This window comes from Kineococcus endophyticus (assembly GCF_040796495.1).
Lineage (GTDB): Bacteria > Actinomycetota > Actinomycetes > Actinomycetales > Kineococcaceae > Kineococcus > Kineococcus endophyticus.
The window spans coordinates 1-21,592 of sequence record NZ_JBFNQN010000008.1 but is presented as its reverse complement, the minus strand read 5'-3'; the positions used below and the strand labels follow the sequence as shown (position 1 = coordinate 21,592).

General features: G+C 73.6%; 18 protein-coding genes, 1 tRNA gene and 1 pseudogene. 8 read left to right on the top strand and 12 right to left on the bottom strand.

What is annotated here, in order from left to right; genetic code table 11:
• Positions 1-159: 159 nt before the first annotated feature.
• Both AB1207_RS12325 and AB1207_RS12320 read right to left on the bottom strand, forming a co-directional pair.
• On the bottom strand, positions 160-852 hold the full coding sequence (locus AB1207_RS12325; RefSeq protein ID WP_367638660.1) for a response regulator transcription factor: 693 nt from the start codon (positions 850-852) through the stop codon (positions 160-162).
• Complete coding sequence (locus AB1207_RS12320; RefSeq protein WP_367638659.1) at positions 849-2,471, bottom strand: sensor histidine kinase; 1,623 nt, start codon at positions 2,469-2,471, stop codon at positions 849-851. The genes AB1207_RS12325 and AB1207_RS12320 overlap by 4 nt, the downstream gene beginning before the upstream one ends.
• Before the next feature lie 152 nt (positions 2,472-2,623).
• Here AB1207_RS12320 and AB1207_RS12315 point away from each other — a divergent pair, with 152 nt between their 5' ends.
• A complete protein-coding gene (locus AB1207_RS12315) occupies positions 2,624-4,039 on the top strand; it encodes a CitMHS family transporter (protein ID WP_367638658.1) in 1,416 nt (471 codons plus the stop codon).
• Between the two features lie 52 nt (positions 4,040-4,091).
• Entirely contained in the window at positions 4,092-4,493 is a 402-nt protein-coding gene (locus AB1207_RS12310; protein ID WP_367638657.1) for a universal stress protein, read from the top strand.
• 24 nt (positions 4,494-4,517) lie between these two features.
• Here the strand turns inward: AB1207_RS12310 and AB1207_RS12305 are convergent, their stop codons facing one another.
• From AB1207_RS12305 to AB1207_RS12290, 4 genes are all read right to left on the bottom strand, one after another.
• On the bottom strand, positions 4,518-5,657 hold the full coding sequence (locus tag AB1207_RS12305; protein WP_367638656.1) for an anhydro-N-acetylmuramic acid kinase: 1,140 nt from the start codon (positions 5,655-5,657) through the stop codon (positions 4,518-4,520).
• A 7-nt stretch (positions 5,658-5,664) separates the two neighbouring features.
• Positions 5,665-7,419 carry a selenocysteine-specific translation elongation factor gene (selB, locus tag AB1207_RS12300; protein ID WP_367638654.1) on the bottom strand — a complete coding sequence of 585 codons (1,755 nt, stop codon included), beginning with the start codon at positions 7,417-7,419 and terminating at the stop codon, positions 5,665-5,667.
• A complete protein-coding gene (selA, locus tag AB1207_RS12295; protein ID WP_367638652.1) occupies positions 7,416-8,723 on the bottom strand; it encodes an L-seryl-tRNA(Sec) selenium transferase in 1,308 nt (435 codons plus the stop codon). The genes selB and selA overlap by 4 nt, the downstream gene beginning before the upstream one ends.
• A gap of 40 nt (positions 8,724-8,763) precedes the next feature.
• A tRNA-Sec gene (locus AB1207_RS12290) sits at positions 8,764-8,859 on the bottom strand.
• Positions 8,860-8,889: 30 nt separating this feature from the next.
• On the opposite strand from AB1207_RS12290, the gene selD reads away from it, so the two are divergent.
• Positions 8,890-9,873 (top strand): selenide, water dikinase SelD, encoded by a 984-nt coding sequence (gene selD, locus AB1207_RS12285; RefSeq protein WP_367638650.1) that lies wholly within the window; start codon positions 8,890-8,892, stop codon positions 9,871-9,873.
• A 4-nt stretch (positions 9,874-9,877) separates the two neighbouring features.
• Here the strand turns inward: selD and AB1207_RS12280 are convergent, their stop codons facing one another.
• The 4 genes and pseudogenes from AB1207_RS12280 to fdh form a co-directional block, all read right to left on the bottom strand.
• Positions 9,878-10,675: a formate/nitrite transporter family protein gene (locus tag AB1207_RS12280; RefSeq protein WP_367638649.1), complete on the bottom strand. Its 798-nt coding sequence runs from the start codon at positions 10,673-10,675 to the stop codon at positions 9,878-9,880.
• 16 nt (positions 10,676-10,691) lie between these two features.
• The gene (gene nrfD / locus AB1207_RS12275) at positions 10,692-11,804 is read right to left on the bottom strand and encodes an NrfD/PsrC family molybdoenzyme membrane anchor subunit (protein ID WP_367638648.1); all 1,113 of its coding nucleotides are present in this window, start codon (positions 11,802-11,804) and stop codon (positions 10,692-10,694) included.
• Positions 11,801-12,880 carry a 4Fe-4S dicluster domain-containing protein gene (locus AB1207_RS12270; protein WP_367638646.1) on the bottom strand — a complete coding sequence of 360 codons (1,080 nt, stop codon included), beginning with the start codon at positions 12,878-12,880 and terminating at the stop codon, positions 11,801-11,803. Before AB1207_RS12270 ends, nrfD begins: the two co-directional genes overlap by 4 nt.
• Before the next feature lie 206 nt (positions 12,881-13,086).
• Positions 13,087-16,329: pseudogene (fdh, locus tag AB1207_RS12265) on the bottom strand (formate dehydrogenase); the annotation flags it as partial.
• 30 nt (positions 16,330-16,359) lie between these two features.
• On the opposite strand from fdh, the gene AB1207_RS12260 reads away from it, so the two are divergent.
• From AB1207_RS12260 to AB1207_RS12245, 4 genes are read left to right on the top strand one after another with little or no spacing between them, the layout of a single operon-like run.
• Entirely contained in the window at positions 16,360-17,238 is an 879-nt protein-coding gene (locus AB1207_RS12260) for an aldo/keto reductase (RefSeq protein WP_367638644.1), read from the top strand.
• 10 nt (positions 17,239-17,248) lie between these two features.
• On the top strand, positions 17,249-18,325 hold the full coding sequence (locus AB1207_RS12255; RefSeq protein WP_367638643.1) for a permease: 1,077 nt from the start codon (positions 17,249-17,251) through the stop codon (positions 18,323-18,325).
• An 11-nt stretch (positions 18,326-18,336) separates the two neighbouring features.
• The gene (locus AB1207_RS12250) at positions 18,337-19,572 is read left to right on the top strand and encodes a CaiB/BaiF CoA transferase family protein (protein ID WP_367638642.1); all 1,236 of its coding nucleotides are present in this window, start codon (positions 18,337-18,339) and stop codon (positions 19,570-19,572) included.
• Positions 19,569-20,495, top strand: a complete 927-nt coding sequence (locus tag AB1207_RS12245) for a hydroxymethylglutaryl-CoA lyase-like TIM-barrel protein (RefSeq protein ID WP_367638641.1) — start codon at positions 19,569-19,571, stop codon at positions 20,493-20,495. Before AB1207_RS12250 ends, AB1207_RS12245 begins: the two co-directional genes overlap by 4 nt.
• Position 20,496: 1 nt before the next feature.
• On the opposite strand, the gene AB1207_RS12240 is transcribed toward AB1207_RS12245, so the two are convergent.
• Entirely contained in the window at positions 20,497-20,886 is a 390-nt protein-coding gene (locus AB1207_RS12240; protein WP_367638640.1) for a hypothetical protein, read from the bottom strand.
• 81 nt (positions 20,887-20,967) lie between these two features.
• Complete coding sequence (locus AB1207_RS12235; RefSeq protein WP_367638639.1) at positions 20,968-21,141, bottom strand: hypothetical protein; 174 nt, start codon at positions 21,139-21,141, stop codon at positions 20,968-20,970.
• 153 nt (positions 21,142-21,294) lie between these two features.
• On the opposite strand from AB1207_RS12235, the gene AB1207_RS12230 reads away from it, so the two are divergent.
• Positions 21,295-21,592: hypothetical protein (locus tag AB1207_RS12230; protein WP_367638638.1), on the top strand; the 298-nt coding region annotated here is incomplete at its 3' end.

Genomic DNA, 21,592 nt, shown 5'->3' with positions numbered 1-21,592 from the left:
GTGTCACGCGGGCCACTCCAGGCGCTGGCTTCACCTGAGCAGCTCGTTGACTGCTCATCGTCATCGAGCCCACACGTTCTGTCTACTTCACCCGGTCGGCCGCGTCACGACGACCCACCCCGAACGGCCCTGAAGTCACCCGATCGGGTCACGTCGGGCTCAGGTCAGCGGCGCGTAGCGCTGCTCGGGCCGTCCCGTGGCCCCGTAGCGCAGGCGAAGGGCGAGCTTGCCCTCCCCGTCGAGCGCGGCGAGGTGGCGCTGGGCGGTGGCCCGCGAGATCCCGGTGGCGGCCGCGACGTCGGCGGCCGACAGCGGCTCGGCGGCCTCGGCGAGGGCCCGCAGGACGAGGTCGCGGGTGGCGCTCGTCGCGGCGCTCCCCCCGCGGGTGGCCGCGGCGTCGGCGTGCAGGGCGCGGAAGGCGGCGTCGGCGACGTCCTGGTCGAGGGGCTGACCGTGCTCCTCGGCCGTGGCGAGCACCCTGCGGTAGCGGGCGTAGGCGCGCAGCCGGGTGTGCAGGACGGCCTCGCCGAACGGTTTGACGAGGTAGCCCAGCGCCCCGCAGCGCACCGCACGACGGAACGAGCCCGGTTCACCGGCCGCGCTGAGCACGAAGGCGTCGCAGGACCCGAGGAGGTCGAGCCCGGACCCGTCCGGGAGGTAGACGTCCAGCAGCGCGAGGTCGACGGGGGTGCCGGCCGCCTGCTGGCGGGCGAGCAGCGTCCGGGCCTGCGCGACCGACCCGGCGGTCCCGGCCACCTCGAACCCGGCGACGGCGTCCACGTACCCGGCGTGCAGCGACGCGACGCGGAAGTCGTCGTCGACCACGAGGACGCGCAGACCGCCGCCCGTCACGGCACCTCCAGCTGGTGCACGGGGGTCAGGGCCCCGGGGAGCCGCACGACGAAGACGGCGCCGGACCCGGCCGATGCGGGAGCCAGCCACGCGTCGCCGCCCCGGGCGCGGGCCACCTGCCGCACCAGGCCGAGGCCGATGCCGTGGCCCTCCTCGTCGCGGGTGCTGACCCCCGTCTCGAACACGCTGTCGCGCAGTGCTTCCAGAACTCCGGCCCCGGAGTCGGCGACGGCCACGACGAGGTCCGCGCCCTCCTGCACCAGGTCCACCTCGACCCGGGCGTCGGGACTGCCCGCGGCGGCGTTGACGGCGTTGTCCACCAGGTTGCCCAGCACCGTGGTGACGTCGACCGGGTCGGCGACGCGACCGGCGACCGAGACCTCCCCGAGGGCGAGGACGACCTGCCGTTCGCGCGCGTGGGCGGCCTTGGCCGCGACGAAGGCCTGCAGGTACGGGTCGCCGACGGCGTCGAGCCCCTCCACCCGGGACCCCAGCGGCCCGGTGGCGAGCAGGGTGCGCACGTAGGCCCCGGCCTCCTCCGGACGGCCCGTCTCCAGCAGCCCGGCGACGAGGTGCAGCCGGTTGGCGAACTCGTGCCGCTGCGCGCGCAGGACCTCCCCGACGGCCTGGACGGCGTCGAGCTGGCGGGTCAGCAGTTCCACGTCGGTGCGGTCGGCGACCGTGACGACGTGCCCCAGCAGCCGGCCGTCGCGGTCGACGCGGCGGGCGGACAGCAGCAGCGCCCGGTCCCCCACGACGGCGAGGACCGGCGCCGCCGGCGGGCTGGTGACGACCTCGCGGACGGCGGGGGGCAGGTCGTCCAGCGCGGCCCCTGCGGGGACGGGGCGGCCGAGGAGCCGGGCCGCCTCCCCGTTGGCCAGGACGACGCGCTGGTCGGGCCCGAGGGAGACGACCCCCTCGGCGATGCCGTGCAGGACGGCGTCGTGGGCCTGCAGGATGCCGCCGAGCTCCTCCGGCTGCAGACCCAGGGTGAGCCGGCGCAGCCGCCCGGCCAGGACGCTGGCCCCGGCCAGCCCGAGGACGAGGGCGGCGGCGGCGACGGCCAGGGCGGGCACCAGGGCGTCCCGGGCGCGGTCGGCGATGGCCGCGGACCCGACACCGACGCTGACCTCGCCGACGACACGGTCCGACCCGAGCGCGCGGACCGGCACCTTGGCCCGGGCCGAGGCGCCGAGCGTCCCGGTCTCGTCGGTGACGACCTCCTCCCCAGCCAGGGCGCGGGTGGGGTCGGTGCTGACCCGCTGCCCGAGGACGTCGGGGTTCGGGTGCGCGAGCCGGAGGCCGCGGTCGTCGGTGACGACGACGAACAGGGCCCCGGTGCGCGCGCGGACGGCCTCGGCCTCGCGCTGGACGAGACCGTCGCGCAGCGTCGCGGCCCCGGCCGGCGGGGCGTCGCTCGCGGCGGTGACGGCCGCACGGACGGCGTCGTCCTCGGCGAGCGTGCGGGCGACGTCGAGGCTGCGGTTGCGGGACTCCACCACGGCCTGCTGGTGCAGGAGGTAGACCGAGCCGCCGCAGCCGACGGCGAGGACGACGGCGACGAGCAGGAGCAGCACGGCCAGCACCTGGCGGCTGAACGACCATCGTCGGGGGTCCACGCGCCGAACGGTAGCCCCGTCGCGCGCGTGAGCACAACGCGCACAACACGCGGAACGCTCAGTGCGCCGTTCTGTGCGCGCAACCCTCCCCGACGACCGGGAGTTCCCTAGCGTTCCCGCCAGTCCCGTTCGACGGAGAACTCGGAGCAACGATGCTGGTCACCCTCGGTTTCACCATGGTCGCCCTGTTCATGGTCCTCATCATGACGAAACGGCTCACGCCGGTCGTCGCCCTGATCCTCGTCCCGCTCGCGTTCGCCGTCATCGCCGGCACGGGAGTCGGGGTCGGGGACGCGGTGATGGAACAGGTCGGGAAGTTCGCCCCGACGGCCGCGCTGCTGTTCTTCGCGATCGTCTACTTCGGCCTGATGATCGACGTCGGGTTGTTCGACCCGCTGATCCGGCTGATCCTGCGGATCTGCGGGAACTCCCCCGTCAAGGTCGTCATCGGCACAGCCGTGCTGACCTCGCTCGTCTCCCTCGACGGGGACGGGTCGACGACGTTCATCATCACGGTCTCGGCCATGCTGCCGCTGTACCTGCGCCTGGGCCTGTCGCCCGTGGTCCTCACGGTCGTGGCGAACCTCGCCGCCGGCGTCATGAACATCATCCCCTGGGGCGGGCCGACCGTCCGGGCGGCGACGGCGCTCGGCGTCTCCCCCTCGGAACTGTTCAACCCCATGGTCCCGAGCATGCTGGCCGGCCTCGCGGCCGTCGTCGTCATGGCCTGGACGCTGGGCCTGTCCGAGAAGCGCCGCCTGGCGAAGGCGGGTCGCGAGTTCGGCATCGAGACCGTGGAACTCGTCGAGGTGCGCGAACCCGCCCTCGCCGGTGGCGGTCCCGGTGCGGGCACCGCCCACCGCACGACGGGTTCGGCCGGCGGCGCAGCCCTCGGCGGCGACGACGACGGCATGACCAGCGGTGCGCTCGACCCCGACCGTCCCACGCTGCGTCCCAAGCTCATCTGGTTCAACGGCGCCCTCACCGTCGCCCTGCTCGTCCTGCTGGGCATGGACGTCATGCCGCTGCCGTTCCTCTTCATGGTGGCCGCCGCCCTCGCGCTGCTGGTGAACTTCCCCAAGCCCTCCGAGCAGGTCGAGCGCATCAAGGAGCACTCCTCCAGCATCGTCGCGGTCGTCTCCATGGTGTTCGCGGCCGCGGTCCTGACCGCGGTGCTCACCGAGACCGGCATGGACACCGCCATGGCCCGCTGGCTCGTCGACATCGTGCCCGACGCGTGGGGCCCGCACCTGGCCGTCATCACCGGCGTCCTCAGCATGCCGCTGACGTTCTTCCTGTCCAACGACGGGTTCTACTTCGGCGTCCTGCCGATCCTGTCCGAGGCCGCCTCGCACTACGGCATCTCCAGCGTCGAGATGGCCCGGGCCTCGATCGTCGGCCAGCCCGTCCACTTCACCTCCCCGCTCGTGCCGGCGATGCTGCTGCTGATCTCCCTGGCCAAGGTCGACCTGGCGGACCACCACAAGAAGGTCATCTGGCGTTCGGTCGTCCTGTCCCTCGTGATGCTCGTCGCCGCCGTGGCCAGCGGGGTCGTCCCCTTCGGCTGAGGACGCCCCGAACCCCACGCCCCCTGAGCACCCGCGAAACCCGGAGGACACCGTGACCGGAGAACCACCGACCACCGGCGACGTCGTCGTCGCCGTCACCGACCGCCCCGAAGGAGCCGCGGCCCTGGCCTGGGCCCTGGAACGGGCCCGCAGCCTGGGGCTGGGGGTGCAGGCGGTCCCCCTGACCTCCGACGCGCCCTCCACACCCGTCCACGTCTCGCAGGAGGTGCGACGGACCGTCGAGGAGGGCGCCCGGCAGGCCGGCGTCGCCGCCCACCTGCACCACCCCGACCCCGACGTCGCCGAGCAGCTCATCGCGCTCAGCGCGGCCGGCGCCGACGTGGTGGTGCTGCCCGTGCGGAAGCGGTCGGCGACCATGAAGTACCTCATGGGCAGCATCGCCCAACGGGTCATCGGTGAGGCCGCCTGCCCCGTGGTGACCGTCCGGTCCTGAACCGACCGGTTCGGCCGCAACGCGTCAGGACAGGTGCAGGGCCGTCGGCCACCGCTCGGACCGGGTGGTGGCCGGCAGGCCGGACCGCCCCGGCGTGACCCGCCCCAGGACCCGCCCACCGCGGGCTCCCGTGCAGCTCGGCACGTTCCCCGGCCGACCGGTGGCGAAGGCGTACCCCAGCAGTGCGAAGGCGACGGCCTCCTTCTCCCCGGCGGGGCAGCCGAGGTCGTCGGACAGCACCACCCGGGCGCGCAGTTCCCGCTGCAGCCCGGCCAGGAGGACGGGGTTGCGGACGCCGCCTCCGGAGACGACCACGACGTCCACTCCCGCCAGCGCGTCCGCCACGGTCCGCACGGTGAGTTCGGTGAGCGTCGCGACGAGGTCGGCCGGTCGCAGGACCCGGCCGTCGAGGAGCCCGTCGACGTATCCGGGGTGGAAGAGTTCCTTGCCCGTCGTCTTCGGCGGCGTGCGGGCGTAGAACGGCTCGGCCAGCAGGGCGGCAAGGAGTTTCACGTCGACGGTTCCGCTCGCGGCCAGGCGGCCGTCGCGGTCGATCCCGCCGGCGGCGGCGTCGACGAGGGCGTTCGCCGGCCCGGTGTCCCACGCGCGCACCGGTTCTCCCGGTGCGCAGACGGTCACGTTGGCGATGCCCCCCAGGTTCAGCGCGGCGGCGGTCAGTCCCCGTTCGACGAACGGGGCCAGGAGCAGCCCGTCGAGCAGCGGGACGAGCGGGGCTCCCTGACCGCCCGCGGCGACGTCGGCGGTCCGCAGGTCCGAGACGACGGGTCGGCCCGTCGCCTCGGCGATCCACGCGGGCTGGCCCAGTTGCAGGGTCCCCCGCGCCTGGCCGCCCTCGACCCAGTGGAACACCGTCTGCCCGTGGGAGCAGACGAGGTCGTACTCCTCCCCGACCGCGGCCGCGGCGGCCGCGAACTCCTGGCCGATGCGGACGTCGAGGGCGCACACCTGCTCCAACCCCGGGCGGGCCGGGGGCAGCGCCGCCACGAGGTCGGCCCGCAACGACGGGGAGTACGGCACCGAGCCGCGCTCCCCCAGTCGCGCCCGCAGGACACCGCCGTCCGGCCCCTCGGTCTCCGAGAACTCCACGACGGCGACGTCGATGCCGTCGTGGGAGGTCCCCGACATCATCCCCAGGACCCTCACGCGGGACTCACCGCAGCCGCCGCCGGTCGTCGGGTTCGCGCACCGTGGCGCCCGACGCGTCGAGCGCTTCGAGCACCGGCACCGCGACGCGGCGGGACGTCCCGAGCGCCTTCCGCGCCTCGCCTAGGGAGAACGGTTGCGGGACGGCGCGCAGCGCGGCGACGGCCCGGTCCCGGAACCCCGGCGCCAGCACGAGTCCCTCGGCGACGCGCTCCAGCCGGCCCGCCCGCACCGCGGCCGCGAGTTCGGACCGTCCCAGCCGCAGGTCCCGCAACCGTTCCACGTCGGGCGCCGCGAACGGGGACGTCGCGAGGTCGGCGAGCACGGCGGCCACCGCGCGCTCGACCGCCGGGGGCAGGTCGTCGGTCCGCTCCACGACCCGGCCCGCCCGCACCCGCAGCGGGTCCGCGACGAGCGCCGTGACGACGTCGAGGTCCGGCAACCGGAGCGTGCGCCGCACGTGCTCCAGCGTCGGCCCGGGCTGCAACGGGTCCCGCGCGCGGTGGTCGCGGACCACCTCGGGCACCCGCGCGCGCTGCGCCTCCCACCAGGCCGGGTCGGCGTGCCAGTCGCCCACGACAGGTCGCCCCGCCACGGGAACGCCCATGGCCCGCAGGGTGGCGCCGCGGACGAGGTGTCGTCGGCGCAGTTCCGAGGCGAGGTCGGGGCCCTGACCGTCGACGAGGACCTCGGCGAGCTCGCCGGCCCGGGCCGCCGCCGCGCCCCGTCGCCGGAGCGCGGGCGGCAGGACGTCGAGCACCGCGGCCGCGCCGAGGACCTCGTGCCGGGCGGGGTCCCGCAGCAGCAGCCGGTCCCCCACGACGAGCGGCAACGGCGTCCGCAACTGCAACCGCACCACCACGCCCCCCAGGGGCCGCACCCGCGCGGGGACGGCGGCCGACCCGAGGTGCACCACCAGCTCGGCGGGGAGGTCCGGCAGCTCCACCCGCACGTCCACGACGTCGGTGCGCACGTGCGTTCCCGGGGTCAGCAACGCGTCGCCGCGGCGCACGTCCCGCCGGTCGACCCCGCGCAGGTTCAGGGCCACCCGGGCCACGCCCACGACCCGCTCGACGGATTGTTCCAGCGACTGCACCCCGCGCACGTGCACGGTGCGCCCGCCGACGACGAACTCGTCCCCGACCGCCACTGTCCCGGCGGCCAGGGTTCCCGTCACCACCGTCCCGGCCCCCGTGACGGAGAAGCTGCGGTCGACCCAGAACCGGACGGGTGCAGCGGGATCCGGCGCCGCGACGTTCCCCAGGACCTGCGCCAGCGCCGCCCGGACGTCGTCGAGACCCCCGCCCGTGACGGCGCTGCACGCCACCGCGGGCACGTCCCCGAGGCTGGTGCGGCGCAGGTGCGCCAGGGCCGCGGCGCGCGCCGGGTCGGGGTCGGCGAGATCGGCACGGGTCACCACCAGCAGCCCGTGCCGGACGTCGAGGGCGTCGAGGGCGGCGAGGTGCTCGGCCGACTGCGGCATCCACCCCCCGTCGGCCGCGACGACGAACAGCACCACGGGCACCGGCCCGACGCCGGCGAGCATGGTCGGCACGAACCGTTCGTGCCCCGGGACGTCGACGAACGCGACCGTCCCCGCGCCGGAGACCTCCGTCCAGGCGTACCCCAGGTCGATCGTCAGCCCGCGCCGCTTCTCCTCCTCGTAGCGGTCCGGGTCGCGGCCGGTGAGGGCGCGCACGAGGGAGGACTTCCCGTGGTCGACGTGACCCGCGGTCGCGACGACGCTGGTGCGGCTCGTCATCGCGCCACCGCACGCACGGCGGACACGACGAGTTCGTCCGCGTCGGTCGGCACGGTCCGCAGGTCCAACAGCAACCGGCCCCCCTCGACGCGGCCGGCGACCGAGGGGTCCCCCGTCCGCAGCGCGACCGCCAGGTCCGGTGGCAGCGAGACGACCCAGGACGGGAGGTCGACCCCCGGAGCGCCGCCCCCACCGACGACGGCCGCGGACGGTTCCACCGAGACGTCGATCCCGCTGAGGCGCAGCGGTTCCGCCACGGCGGCGCACCGTTCGCGCAGGCCCTCGGGATCGGCGTGCACGGCGTCGCGCGTGGGGTTCGGGGCCGCCCGCACCGTCGCCTCCAGGGCGGCCAGCGTCAGCTTGTCGACGCGCAGCGCCCGCGCCAGCGGGTGCCGACGCAGCCGTTCGACGAGGTCCGCCGTGCCGAGGAGCAACCCCGCCTGCGGCCCTCCGAGGAGCTTGTCGCCCGAGGCCGTCACGAGGTCGGCACCGGCGGCGAGCACGCTCGTCGCGTCGGGTTCGTCCGGCAGCGCCGCGTCCGGAGTCAGCAGGCCCGACCCGATGTCGACGACGACGGGAACCCCCAGCGTTGCGAGGTCCACGGCCTCGACGCCCGCGGTGAAACCGGTGACCACAAAGTTCGAGGGGTGGACCTTCAGCACGAACCCGGTCCGGTCGGACAGGGCTGCGCGGTAGTCCGCGAGCGAGGTGCGGTTGGTCGTGCCGACCTCCCGCAGCCGGGCCCCGGTGGACTCCAGCAGGTCCGGCAGTCGGAACCCGTCACCGATCTCGACGAGTTCGCCGCGGCTGACGACGATCTCCTTGCCGGCGGCCAGGGCCGTGGCGACGAGGACGAGGGCGGCGGCACCGTTGTTGACGACGTGCACGTCGCCCGCGGCGGGGACCGCCGCCCGCAGGGCGGCCATCGTCCCGCGGCCTCGCCGGGCCCGGCGGCCCGTCACGAGGTCCAGCTCCACGTCGGTGGCGCCCGCGGCGGTGACGACGGCGTCCACGGCGGCCGGCGAGAGCTGCGCGCGACCGAGGTTGGTGTGCAGGACCGCCCCCGTGGCGTTGAGCACGCGTCGCAGCGTCGTGCCCGCCGGGGGCAGCGCCGCCAGCACCTCGGCCACCAGGGCGTCGGCCGGGACCTCCCCGGCCCGCACCCGCTGCTGGACCGTGCGCACGACGTCCTTGACGACGTCGCGGCCCCGTTCGGCGACGGCTGCGGCCACCCGGGGGTCGGCCAGGACCGCGTCGGTGCGCGGGACGCTGCGTCGGGGGTCCTGCGGTTCCGCGGGCTGCACACGGGCAACCTACGCGACACCTCCGGTGGGGCTGCGCGCGTGGCGGAGGCGGATGGGAATCGAACCCACCTGACCGAGGTGCTCGGTCACGCCGGTGTTGAAGACCGCGGGGGCCACCAGGCACCCGTACGCCTCCACGCACGCGGGGCCAGCCTACGGTGGGGCCATGAGCGACCTCCGGAGACTCACCCAGTACGCGCACGGCGGCGGCTGCGCCTGCAAGATCCCGCCCGGTGAGCTCGAGGAGATGGTCGCCGGTCTCGCACAGCGAGCCGGCGAGGACCTGGTCGTCGGCGTGGGCGACGACGCGGCGGTCGTGCGCATCGACGGCGGCCGCGCCGTCATCGCCACCGCGGACTTCTTCACCCCCGTCGTCGACGACGCCTACACGTTCGGCCGGATCGCCGCGACCAACGCGCTGTCCGACGTCTACGCGATGGGCGGGACCCCGCTGGTCGCCGTGAACCTCCTCGGCTGGCCGCGGGACGTGCTGCCGCCGGAGCTGGCCCGGGAGGTGCTGCGCGGCGGCGCCGACGCCGCCGCGGCGGCGGGGTGCTTCCTCGGCGGCGGCCACAGCATCGACGACCCCGAACCGAAGTACGGCATGGCCGTGACGGGGATCGGCGACCCGGACACGTTGCTGCGCGGCGACGCCGCGCAGGCCGGTCTGCCGCTGACGCTGACGAAACCCCTCGGGCTCGGTGTGCTGAACAACCGGCACAAGGCGACGGGTGAGGTGTTCGAGGAGGCGATCGCCGTCATGACGACGCTGAACCGGGACGCCTCCGTCGCGGCCCTCGCCGCGGGCGCTCGGTGTGCCACCGACGTCACGGGTTTCGGGCTCCTCGGCCACCTGCACGAGGTCGCGCGGGCCAGCGGGGTCACGGCGGTCGTCGACGCGGCCGCCGTCCCGTACGTCGACGGGGCGCGCCGGTCGCTGGCCGACGGTTTCGTCCCCGGTGGCAGCCGACGCAACCTCGACTGGGTCCGGCCGCACCTCGACGCCGGTGCGGCCGGCGAGGACGAACTCGTCCTGCTCGCCGACGCCCAGACCTCCGGCGGGCTCCTCGTCGTCGGCGAGGTCCCCGGGTACCCCGTCGTCGGAGAGGTCGTCCCGCGCCGCGGGGACACGACCCTGGTCGTGCGCTGAGCGTTCAGTCCGCCTCGCGGCCGCGCAGGTAGAGGAACCAGTAGAGGACGCCGACGAAGAAGCCGCCGCCCACGACGTTGCCGAGGCCGGCGAACACCCAGTTGTTGACGATGTGGCCCCAGCCGATGCCGGGGACCCCGGCCCAGTGGGCGGCGGGCAGGAAGAACATGTTCGCCACGACGTGGTCGAAACCCAGCGCCACGAACGCGGTGATGGGGAAGAAGATGGCCAGCACCTTGCCGGCGACGTCCTCGGCGGCCAGCGCCATCCACACCCCGAGGCAGACCAGCCAGTTGCACCCGATGGCGCGCAGGAAGATGGTCAGGTCGTCCTCGGTCACGGCCTTGCCCGTCGCGATGGCCGCGATGCGCGCGTACGACGCGGTGCCCTCGGCGCCGATGACCCCGGTCTGGACGGCGAGGACGTAGGCGACGAACAGGGCCCCCAGAAGGTTCGCGCCGAGGACGACGCCCCAGTTCACCGCGAGGCGGCCGATCGTGACCCTGCGGCTGAGCACCGCGATGGGGATGAGCGCCATGTTGCCCGTGAGCAGTTCGGACCCGGCGATGATGACGAGCACCAGCCCGAGGCTGAACACGGCCCCCGTGAGCAGCGTGGTCACCCCACCCCACAGTTCGGGTTTCAACCCAGCCGTGACGTCCACGGCCAGCAACCCCGCGAACGCGATGCAGGCCCCGGCGAGGAAACCCCCGGCGAGCATCTTGCTGACCGGCAGGTGCGCCTTCTTCTCACCGCTGGCCACGGCGGCGACGGCGATCTGCTCCGGTGTCTTGAACGCCATGCGGTTCTCCTCGTGCTCAGGAGGCGCGCTGACGTGCCTCCAGGCGTTCCCGTTGCGGGACGACGACGTACTTGGGGTCCTTCGTCGAGACGACACCCGCCTCGAAGACGGCCATGCGCGTGAGGAACGAGCCGCCCAGCAGGCTCGCCCCGGCCAGGGCCGAGACCACCCTCCCCGTTCGGCGCGGCAGGAACCGGGCGGCGATGCCCCCGGCGACCCCGGCCACGGTCAGCGCGCGGGCGGTCTTGAGGAACGTCCCCGGCCGACCGAGGTGGAAGGGTTCGCTGACGAGCCTGTGCGCGGTCTCCATCCGGTGCGCGGCCGCCAGTTCGACGGTGGCACCGATCGCCGCCAGCCGGGCGGCGGAACCGCTCTGGGCGACGGGGGCGAGCAGCAGGGCCGCACCGGACCCGGCGGCGAGCGCGCTCCCGCCGAAGACGAACGGCAGTTCCCGGTAGGGCTCGTGCCAGGAGGGGACCGCGGTGTCCGCGAAGAGCACCGCGGTGTACGTGGCCAGCAGCGGACCGGTCAGCGCGGCCCCCACTCCGGCCACCGACCCCGCCGGGCCGGCGACACGGCGCAGCAGGCCCAGGACGCCCCGCTCGGGCAGCAGCGCCCCGAGCTCGGCGACGGCAGCAGCCCCGGACAACGGCCCGAACACCGAGAGGATGTACGTCCCGACGGACATGGGCGACGTCACCTTGGCGACGCGCAGCATGTTGTAGAAGCGTTCCGGACGGCCGAGGTCGGCGATGAGGAAGTACGCGCTGGCACCCACCGCCCCCAGCGACGTCGTCCGCAACGCCCTGCGTGCCAGCACGTCGCCGCGGGCGTCGGCGACGGCGGCGAGCATCGAGCACCCGGCCGCCAGGCCACCCGAGAACAGGTAGTAGGCGATCTCGTGCGTCCACACCGGGGGTTTGAGGACGGCCCGGCCGTAGTAGGACCGGAACTCCGCGTCCGGGACCACGGCGTTCGCGTCCCCCCGCCTCTTCTTCGCCCGCCGCGCCCCCATGCCCGCGTCCCACATCCGGGCGGCCTGCCCGCCGATGGGGTCGGTGCCGGGGACGTGCTCGAAACCCGGCTGGCCGGGCTGGTGCGGAGTCTCCTGGGACGGTTTCGGGCTCACGCGCGCCGTCCCAGCGCCGCCGCCACCGTGCCGAGCACCATGAAGCCCGCGGCCGCCACCATGTGCTTGTACATCGACGGCAGGTCGCGGGTGGTGACGACCGGGTCCGGCGGCAGGCCGTACACCTCCGGCTCGTCGAGCAGGAGGAAGAAGGCCCCGTCGCCGCCGACCCCGTCGTCGGGGTCCTCGCCGTACAACCGCGCCTCGGTCACGCCGACGTCGTGCAACTGCTGGCGGCGCCGTTCGGCACGTTCGCGCAGCTCGTCGAGGTCGCCGAACTGGATGGACTCCGTGGGGCACGCCTTCGCGCACGCGGGCGTCTCGTCCTCGCCCAACCGGTCGTAGCACAGCGTGCACTTCCAGGCGCGGCCGTCGTCCTCACGCTTGTCGATGACGCCGTAGGGGCAGGCCGAGACGCAGTAGCCGCAGCCGTTGCAGACGTCCTGCTGGACCACGACGGTGCCGAACTCGGTCCGGAACAGGGCCCCGGTGGGGCACACGTCGAGGCAGGCCGCGTGCGTGCAGTGCTTGCAGACGTTGGACATCATCAGCCAGCGCACGTCCTGCCGGCCGTCCCGGTCCGGCAGCGGGGCGGGGGCGAGCATCCCGGGCATGCCGAGGAACTGCCCACCGGTGTCCTTCGCCGCGGGGGCCGCGGAAGCGCCCCCGCAGGATCCCCCGCATCCCCCGTGCGAGGAGTTCTGGTAGGCGCGCTCGGCCACCGGGTGCCCGCCCGGCACCCCGGTGCCCAGGCGCGCCGCCTCGGCGAAGGCGTCGAACCCGGCTGCGGCGGTGTCCTGCTGCATCCGGTCGACCGCGGGCCGGGACTGCTCGATGAAGGCGACAGCTCGCCAGGAGTCCGCTCCGAGACCCCCGGTGTTGTCGTACGACAGCCCGAGCAGGTCGATGCCGTCCTCGGGGACGGCGTTCCACTCCTTGCACGCGACCTCGCAGGCCTTGCAGCCGATGCAGACCGACGTGTCGGTGAAGAACCCCTTGCGCGGTGGCGGGTCGACGTAGCCGGCGTCACGCGCCGGGTCGTCGAGGCGGCCGTACAGGCTGTTGGGGGAAACCACTACCGGCCCTCCAGGTCCAGGTCGGGGTTCGGGTCGAGGACCTCGGGGTCCACGCCGTGCTGCTGCGGGTCACCGGGCTGCGACCGCGTGTCGTGACGCACGCTCACCACCTCGTCGGCGAGTTCGTCGTCGTGTCCGGACGCGACGGTCGTCGCTCCCTGCCGCGCCAGCTCCCCGCGGTCCCGCCCCTGCTGCTCCAGCAGGTCGGACGTCACTGCGACGGCGCCCGAGGCCATCGTCACGCCGCCGCGGACGCGGTACTCGTCGACGTAGGCCAGGGCGTCCCGCCCGCGCGGACGGCGCCCGGCCACGACGTCGCACGTCCCGGCCTTGAACTCCTGGATGTGCACGTTCGGGTCCAGCGTCAGGTGCGCGAGGTCGTTGACGACGTCCCCGGTCGTGAGCCCGCCCTGGCCCCAGTGGTACGGGAGCCAGACCTGGTGCACGAGGTCGTTCTGCACCTTCAGCGGAGCCAGGCGGTCGGTCACCATGACCCGCGCCTCCACCACGGCCCGCGCCGTGACGACGTGGGCCCACCCCAGGTGCTCGAGGCCGCGCAACTGCGCCAGTTCGGGCGAGACCTCCATGAAGAGCGCGGGCTGCAGTTCGGCGAGGTACGGCAGGTAGCGGCTCATGCCACCCGCCGTGTGGTGCTCGGTCATGCGGGAGGTGAACCACACGAACGGGAACACCCCGCTGCCGGGTTCGGGCGGCGACGGGTGCACCTCGTTGAGGTGGTTGGTGTAGATCTCCCGCGCCGGGTTCGCCTGCTGGGTGTAGACGGCGTTGCGGAACGGGGACTCGGCCGGTTCGTAGTGCGCCGGCAGCGGCCCGTCGACGACGCCCTTGGGCGCGTAGAGCCAGGCCTTGCCGTCGCTCTGCATGATGAACGGGTCGTCGCCGGCGATGGCCTCCACCCCCGTCGCCCCGGCCGGCGGCCGGTACGACGGCGGTTTCGTCGCCTCGAAGTCGGCGGTGTCGTCACCGACCCACCGGCCCTGCTCCTCGTCCCACCAGACCAGCGCCTTGCGCTCGCTCCAGGGCTTGCCGTCCGGGTCGGCCGAGGCGCGGTTGTAGAGGACGCGGCGGTTCATGGGCCAGGCCCAGCCCCACTCGGGGGCGTGCAGCGACTGCTCGCGGCCGGGCTTGCGGCGCGCGGCCTGGTTCACGCCGTCGGCGTAGACGCCGGAGTAGATCCAGCAGCCGCTCGACGTCGACCCGTCGGCCTTCAGGGCCGTGTACCCGGGCAGCAGGCCGTCCGGGCCGTACCCGTTGACCTCCTTCAGCACGTCCTCGGAGCTCGGTTCCTGCTCCTCGCCGTGCAGCGGGTAGTCCCAGGCCAGCTTGAGCAGCAGCTGGTCGCGCGGGTCGGTCGAGTCGGCCAGCTTCTCCCGCATGCGCCGGCCGAGGTGGTAGAAGAACCAGAGCTCGCTCGTCGCGTCACCCGGCGGGTTCACCGCCTTCTCCCGCCACTGCAGCATGCGCTGCGTCTGGGTGAACGTGCCCTCCTTCTCCACGTGGGAGGCGGCGGGCAGGAAGAACACCTCGGTGCGGCACTCCTCGGGGACGATCTCCCCCGTCTCGACCTCGGGGGCGTCCTTCCAGAACGTGGCGCTCTCGATCATCACGAGGTCGCGCACGACCATCCAGTCGAGGTTGGCCATCCCGAGCCGCTGGGCCCGGCCGTTGGCGGACCCCACGGCGGGGTTCTGCCCGAGCAGGAAGTACCCGAAGATCTTCCCGCCCTCGATCATGTCCATGACCTGGCTGTAGGTGCCGTGGTCACCGTTGATGCGGGGCAGCTCGTCGAACAGGTAGTCGTTCTCGGCCGTCGCGTTCTCGCCGAAGTACGCCTTGAGCAGGCTCACGGTGTAGGCGTCGGCGTTGGCCCAGAAGCCCTTCTGGTTCTGGCCCTTGATGGTGTCGACGTACCCCGCGAGATCGGCGTGCCGCTCGGCGTGCGGCATCTGCAGGTAGCCGGGCAGCAGGTTGTACAGGGTCGGGATGTCGGTCGACCCTTGGATCGAGGCGTGACCGCGCAGCGCCATGATGCCGCCGCCGGGCCGGCCCATGTTCCCCAGCAGCAGCTGGAGGATCGCCCCGGTCCGGATGTACTGCACGCCCGTCCCGCGTTGCGTCCAGCCGACGCTGTAGACGAGCGCCCCCGTCTTCTCGCGACCGGAGTTGGAGATCCACGCCTCGGCGATCTCGTCGAACACGTCGAGGGGGATGCCGCAGACGTCGGCCACCATCTCGGGGGTGTACCGGGCGAAGTGCCGCTTGAGCACCTGGTAGACGCACCGCGGGTCCTGCAGCGTCTCGTCGCGCCGGATGTGCTCGTGGTCCACCGAGGCGCCGCCGGATCCGAGGGAGTGCCCCGACTCGCTGTCCGTCGACTCGGCGGTCTCCTCCTGCTCGTCACCCTGGTGCTCGCCGCCGGCGTACTGCCACGAGGCCGTGTCGTAGGAACGGGTGTCGTGGTCGAAACCGGAGAACAACCCGTCGAGGTCCTCGGTGTCCTGGAAGTCCTCCGACACGAGGTGCGAGGCGTTGGTGTACGCCACGACGTACTCGCGGAAGTCGCGCTCCTGCGTCAGGACGCGGTTGATGATCGCCCCGAGGAACACGATGTCGGTTCCCGTGCGGATCGGGACGTACGTGTCCGCCAGCGCACTGGTGCGCGTGAACCGGGGGTCGACGTGGAAGACCTTCGCACCGCGCGCCTTGGCCTCCATCACCCACTGGAACCCGACCGGGTGGCACTCGGCCATGTTCGAGCCCTGGATGACGATGACGTCGGCGTTGCTCAGGTCCTGCAGGTCACCGGTGGCTCCACCGCGACCGAACGAGGCACCCAGACCGGGCACCGTGGCGGAGTGTCAAATGCGGGCTTGGTTCTCGACCTGGATCGCGCCCATGGCCGTGAACAGCTTCTTGATGAGGTAGTTCTCCTCGTTGTCCAGCGTCGCACCACCGAGGCTGGCGATCCCCATCGTGCGGTTGAGACGCCGGCCCTGGTCGTCGCTGTCCTGCCACCCGCGCCGCCGGGCGTCGATCACCCGGTCGGTGATCATGTCCATCGCGGTGTCGAGGTCGAGGTCGCTCCACTCCGTCGCGTACGGCGCGCGGTAGCGGATGGTGGTGGCGCGGGAGTCTCCGTTGACCAGCTGTTCGCTCGCCGAGCCCTTCGGGCAGAGCCGGCCGCGCGAGTGCGGGGAGTCCGGGTCGCCCTCGATCTGGACGACCTTCTCGTCCTTGACGTAGACGCGCTGGCCGCAGCCGACCGCGCAGTAGGGGCAGACCGACTTCGCGACGCGGTCGGCCGTGGCCGTGCGGGGCGTCAGCGACTTCGAGCGCGCCGACTGGGTCGCGGCACCGCGGCCCAGCGGGTCGTCGCCCGTCAGCTGCCGGTAGACCGGCCACCCCTCGAGGAACGTCTTGAGACCCACGCCCGGAACATACCCCCGGTCCCGCTCCGCATGCGCGTCCGACCCACCCGTACCAGGATCACCACCGTGACTGTTCCCACGATCATGCTGAACGACGGCCGCGAGATCCCGCAGCTCGGCTTCGGGGTCTTCCAGATCCCGCCGGAGGAGACCGCCGACGCGGTGCGCACGGCGCTGGAGGTCGGCTACCGCCACCTCGACACCGCGCAGATGTACGGCAACGAGGCCGAGACCCTGCAGGGCGTCCTCGACTCCGGGGTGCCCCGCGACGAGGTCTGGATCACCAGCAAGCTGAGCAACGCCGCCCACGAGCCGGATGCGGCGCGCGCCGCGGTCGACGCCTCGGTCGAGAAGCTGGGCGGCCCGATCGACCTCTACCTCATCCACTGGCCGCTGCCGACGCTGTACGGCGGGGACTTCGTCTCCACCTGGAAGGTGCTGGAGGAGGCGCGCGCCGACGGACGGCTGAAGTCCATCGGCGTGTCCAACTTCCAGGTCCCCCACCTGCGCCGGCTGGCGCAGGAGACGACGGTGACGCCCGCCGTCAACCAGATCGAGGTGCACCCCTACTTCGGCAACGAGGAGGTGCGCGCCTACTGCGGTGAGCACCAGATCGGCGTCGAGGCGTGGTCGCCCATCGCCCAGGGCAAGGTGCTGGACAACCCAGCCATCACCGCCGTCGCCGAGCGGCTCGGCAAGTCGCCGGCGCAGATCACCCTGCGCTGGCACATCGAGCGCGGCGACATCGTCTTCCCCAAGTCGGTGACGCGCTCGCGCGTGGAGGAGAACTTCGACCTCTTCGACATCGAGCTCACCGAGGAGGACCTCGCGCTCATCACCGCGCTCGACCAGGGCGCCGAGGGCCGCATCGGCGGCCACCCCGACACCATGGACTACGTGCCCTCGTAGTCTCGCCCGGGTGAGCACTCCCGCACTGGCCGCACGCCGCCGCACCCCTCGGGGTGCGGCGGCGTTCGCCGTCCTGGCCCTGCTGCTGGCGGCCGGGCTGCTGCTGTGGTCGAAGTGGCTGCCCTACTCCGCGCGCGTCGGGGAGCTGTCCGGGACGCACGCGTGGTCCGGCTCGTCGGTCCTGGCGGGGGCGAGCATCGAGGCCGGTTCCGGGCCGAGCCCGGCGGCCGGGTGGGAGTTCACGAAGGTCTACGCGCTCGCGGTGTGGAAGGCCCTCGTCGCGGGCCTGGTCATCGCGGCGGCCGTGCAGACGCTCGTGCCGCGGCGGTGGCTGACGGCGGTGCTCCGCCGCCGTTCCAGACCGTCCAGCGCGCTCGTCGGCGGGTTGCTGTCGACCCCGTCGATGATGTGCTCCTGCTGCACGGCTCCCGTCGCCACGGCGCTGCGCCGCAGCGGCGCCCCGACGGCCGGCGTCGTGGCCTACTGGCTGGGCAACCCGCTGCTGAACCCGGCCGTCCTCGTCTTCCTCGTGCTCGTCGCGCCGTGGCAGTGGGCCGCCACGCGGTTCGTCGTCGGCGCGCTCCTCGTCGTCGGCGGCAGCGCGCTCGTGGCCCGGCTCGCCGGGGACCGCGTCGCGGCGAGCGCGGTCGACGAGGTCGCCGCGCAGCACGAGGAGGGACGCGACGAGGGCCCTCGCCGGTTCCTGCCCGTCCTGGCCCGGATGAGCGCCTACCTGGTGCCGGAGTACCTCGTCGTCGTGTTCGCGGTGGGGACGTTCGCGGGCTGGTTGTTCCCGCTCGGCGAGTCCGCGCGTTCGTGGGGTGTGCTGGGCGTCCTCGTCGCGCTCGTCCTCGGCCTGCTGCTGGTCATCCCCACCGCCGGGGAGGTGCCGCTCACCCAGGGGCTCGCGACCGCCGGGTTCGGGCCGGCCGTCGTGGGGGCGCTGCTCATCGCCCTGCCCGCCGTGAGCCTTCCGTCCGCGGTCATGGTCGTGGGCGCGTTGGGGCGCCGCGTCGTGGGGTGGACGATGGTCGTCGTCGCCGCGGGGAGCCTCGTGAGCGCGGGGCTGCTGACGGTGCTCGTCTGAGGGGAGTGCGCGTGACCGACGACCGGAGGGAACTCCCGCTGGCCGGCCTGCGGGTCGTGGAACTCGGCAACTACATCGCGGCACCCACCGCGGGGCGGCTGCTCGCGGACTTCGGCGCCGACGTCGTCAAGGTGGAGCGGCCCCGCACGGGCGACGAACTGCGGCAGTGGCGCCTGCACGCCGGGGAGACTTCCCTGCTCTACCGGACGCTCAACCGGGGCAAGCGGTCCGTGGTGCTCGACCTGCGGACCGAGGCGGGCCAGGACGTCGTCCTGGACCTGGTCCGGCACAGCGACGCGCTGCTGGAGAACTTCCGTCCCGGGACGCTGGACCGGTGGGGACTGTCCGCGGAGCGGCTGCAGGCGGCGAACCCCGACCTGGTGGTGGCGCGGGTCTCGGCGTTCGGGCAGACCGGTCCCCTGGCCCCGCGGCCGGGTTTCGCCGCGGTCGCCGAGGCCTACGGCGGCCTGCGGGCGCTCGTCGGGGAACCGGACCGGCCACCGTCGCGGACGGGGGTGTCGATCGGTGACTCCATCGCCGGGTTGTACGCGGCGTTCGGCGTGGTGACCTCGCTCCTGCAGCGCGACCGCCGCGCCGCCGCGGGCCGGGCGCCGCTGGGGCCGGTGGACCAGCACGTCGACGTCGCCCTCAGCGAGGCCGTCCTGTCCGTCATGGAGTCCCTGCTGCCCGACCACTCCGCCCACGGGGTGACCCGGCGGCGGGTGGGCGGTCGCATGGAGGGCATCGCCCCGACCAACGCCTACGCCTGCCGGGACGGCGAGGTCGTCATCGCGGGGAACGGCGACGCGATCTTCGCCCGCTTCATGGCCGCGATCGACCGGCCGGACCTCGCGGCCGACCCGGCGCTGCAGGCGAACCCCGCCCGGTGGGCCCGCCGCGACGAGCTCGACGCGGCGATCGGGGCGTGGACGGGAACGCGGACCCGCGCGGAGGTGCTCGCCGTGCTCGACGGCGCGGGAGTTCCCGCGGGCCCCATCCACGAGGCGGCCGACATCCTCGCCGACGAGCAGTTCGAGGCCCGCGGGATGGTGCAGCACCTCACCGTCGACGCGGGGAACGGGCCGCAGGTAGTGGCGTTCCCCGGCATCGTGCCGTTGTTCGGGCCGACGTCGCTGCCCGTGCGCAGCCTCGGACCGGACCTCGGCCAGCACACGCGCGAGGTGCTGGGCGACGTGCTCGGCTGGGACGGTCCGCGCATCGAGGAGTTCCTGGAGGCGCAGGCGTGAGCACCGACCCGGGTTCGTGGGGCGTAGAACTGCGGGACGTGACCCTGCGGGACGGGCTGCAGCTCGTTGGCCGGGCGCCGTCGACGGGACGCAAGGTCGAGGTCGTGCGCGAACTCCTCGCGCTGGGGGTGCCGTCGCTGGAGATCGGGTCGATGGCCCGCCCGGACCTCGTGCCGACGCTCGCGGACACCCTCGACGTGGTGGACGCCTTGACCCCGGGGGAACTCGAACGCTGCTGGGTGTGGGTGGCCACGCCCGGCCACGTCCGGCGGGCTGCCGAGCGGGGCGTCGTGAACTTCCAGTACTGCCTGTCGGTGTCCGACGCGCACAACCGCGCGAACCTGGGACGCAGCACCGAGGCGAGCCTGGACACCGTCCCCGACGGGGTGGCGGCAGCCGGTGGGGGCCGCGTCCAGCTCACGCTCGCGACGAGTTTCACGTGCCCGTTCGACGGACCCGTGGACCCGGACGAGGTCGTGCGGATCGCCGCCGACCCGCGGACCGCCGGGACCGTCGACGTCGTCGTGTGCGACACGCTGGGGCAGGCGGCCCCGGCGGAGGTGGCGTCGCTCGTGGCGCGGGTGCGGGCCGAGACTCCCCCGCGTCGCACCGGGTTCCACGGGCACGACACGTGGGGTCAGGGCGTCGCGAACGCCCTCGCCGCCGTCCAGGCCGGGGCCGAGTTCGTCGACGGGACGCTCGGCGGCCTCGGCGGGTGCCCGTTCGCGCCGGGCGCGAGCGGGAACACCGCCACCGAGGACCTGCTGTTCGGCCTCCGGCCCTCCTGGCTCACTCCGTCGTCGTTCGCCGACGTGGTGCGCCTGGCGGAACGCGTCGTCGCCGACCTCGGCGAGCGCAGCAGTTCCAAGGCCGCGCAGGGAGCGCGGTCCCGCGCCGAGGCCTTCGGCTGGGTCGTCCGCTGACTCAGGCCCAGGTGCCGACGGGGAGGCGGTGGCAGCGGACGCGTTCGAGCTCCTCGCCGCGGTGGTCCCCGTCGCGGGCCACGACACGGGCGTCGACCAGTGTGCGGTCCGAGCCCAGGAGCACGACGGCCAACGCGCCCGCCTGGCCACGGTGGGCGAAGCTCCCCCACCGGCTCGCGACGGTTCCTGCCTCGTCGAGGAGTTCGACGTCGCACAACTGCTCGCCCACCGGCTCCTCGAGGTGCCGGCGCACGTCCGGCAGAGCGTCGACGTGGACCGGGAGCACCATGACGAGCCCGCTGCCGTCGCGCACGTACAGGCGCGGGTGGGTGGTGCCCTGGTCCTCGAGGGCGACGCTGAGCGGGCCCCGTCCGATGCGCTGCTTGGCCATCGTGTCCTCCGTCGACTCTCCACGACCCGCGGCTCCGCGGGTCCACGACCACCACTGTTCTCCGGAGGACTGGGATCGTTCTCAGGGTTCCCTGGACGTTGCCTGAAGACGACGCCGCGCCCAGTCCGAGAAGCGGCGCAGACCTTCGAGGCGGTCCTCGCCGCCGCGCTCGAGGAGTTCGCGGATGTCGTCGGGGACCTCCGACGCCGGGATGAAACCTCCGCCGCGGTCCCCCAGCTCGTCAGCGTGCGCCATCCGTCGAGCGTGGCCCGGACGGGCGGAAGGTGAGCGGACGTCGATGCGTTCCCGACGCAGACGGCGACCACCGGACTGCCGTCACCCTTGGGAATCGTTGCGGCACACCGCGTTCGTATTGTTCGAACGAGTCCTGAGCGGTAGGATCGAGACATGACGGCAGCGGTTGCAGAACGCGTGGAACACCCCACGCACACCTCGCTGCCCTCGCAGTCGTTGCAGTTCCCCCTCGACGCCGACGGCTTCACCGACCTCGACGTCGACGTCCACCTCGCCACCTTGCGCCGCGCCGCCGACCAGGCCCACGCCCGCGAACTGCTCGGCCTGGCCGACCTCATCACCCAACTCAGCACCCACCCCCACCCCGACCAGGCCGGGGAACTGTCCGACCGCCGCATCCAGATCATGGGCCGCCACCACGGCCACCCCTTCGCGGCCTGGACCCCACTGC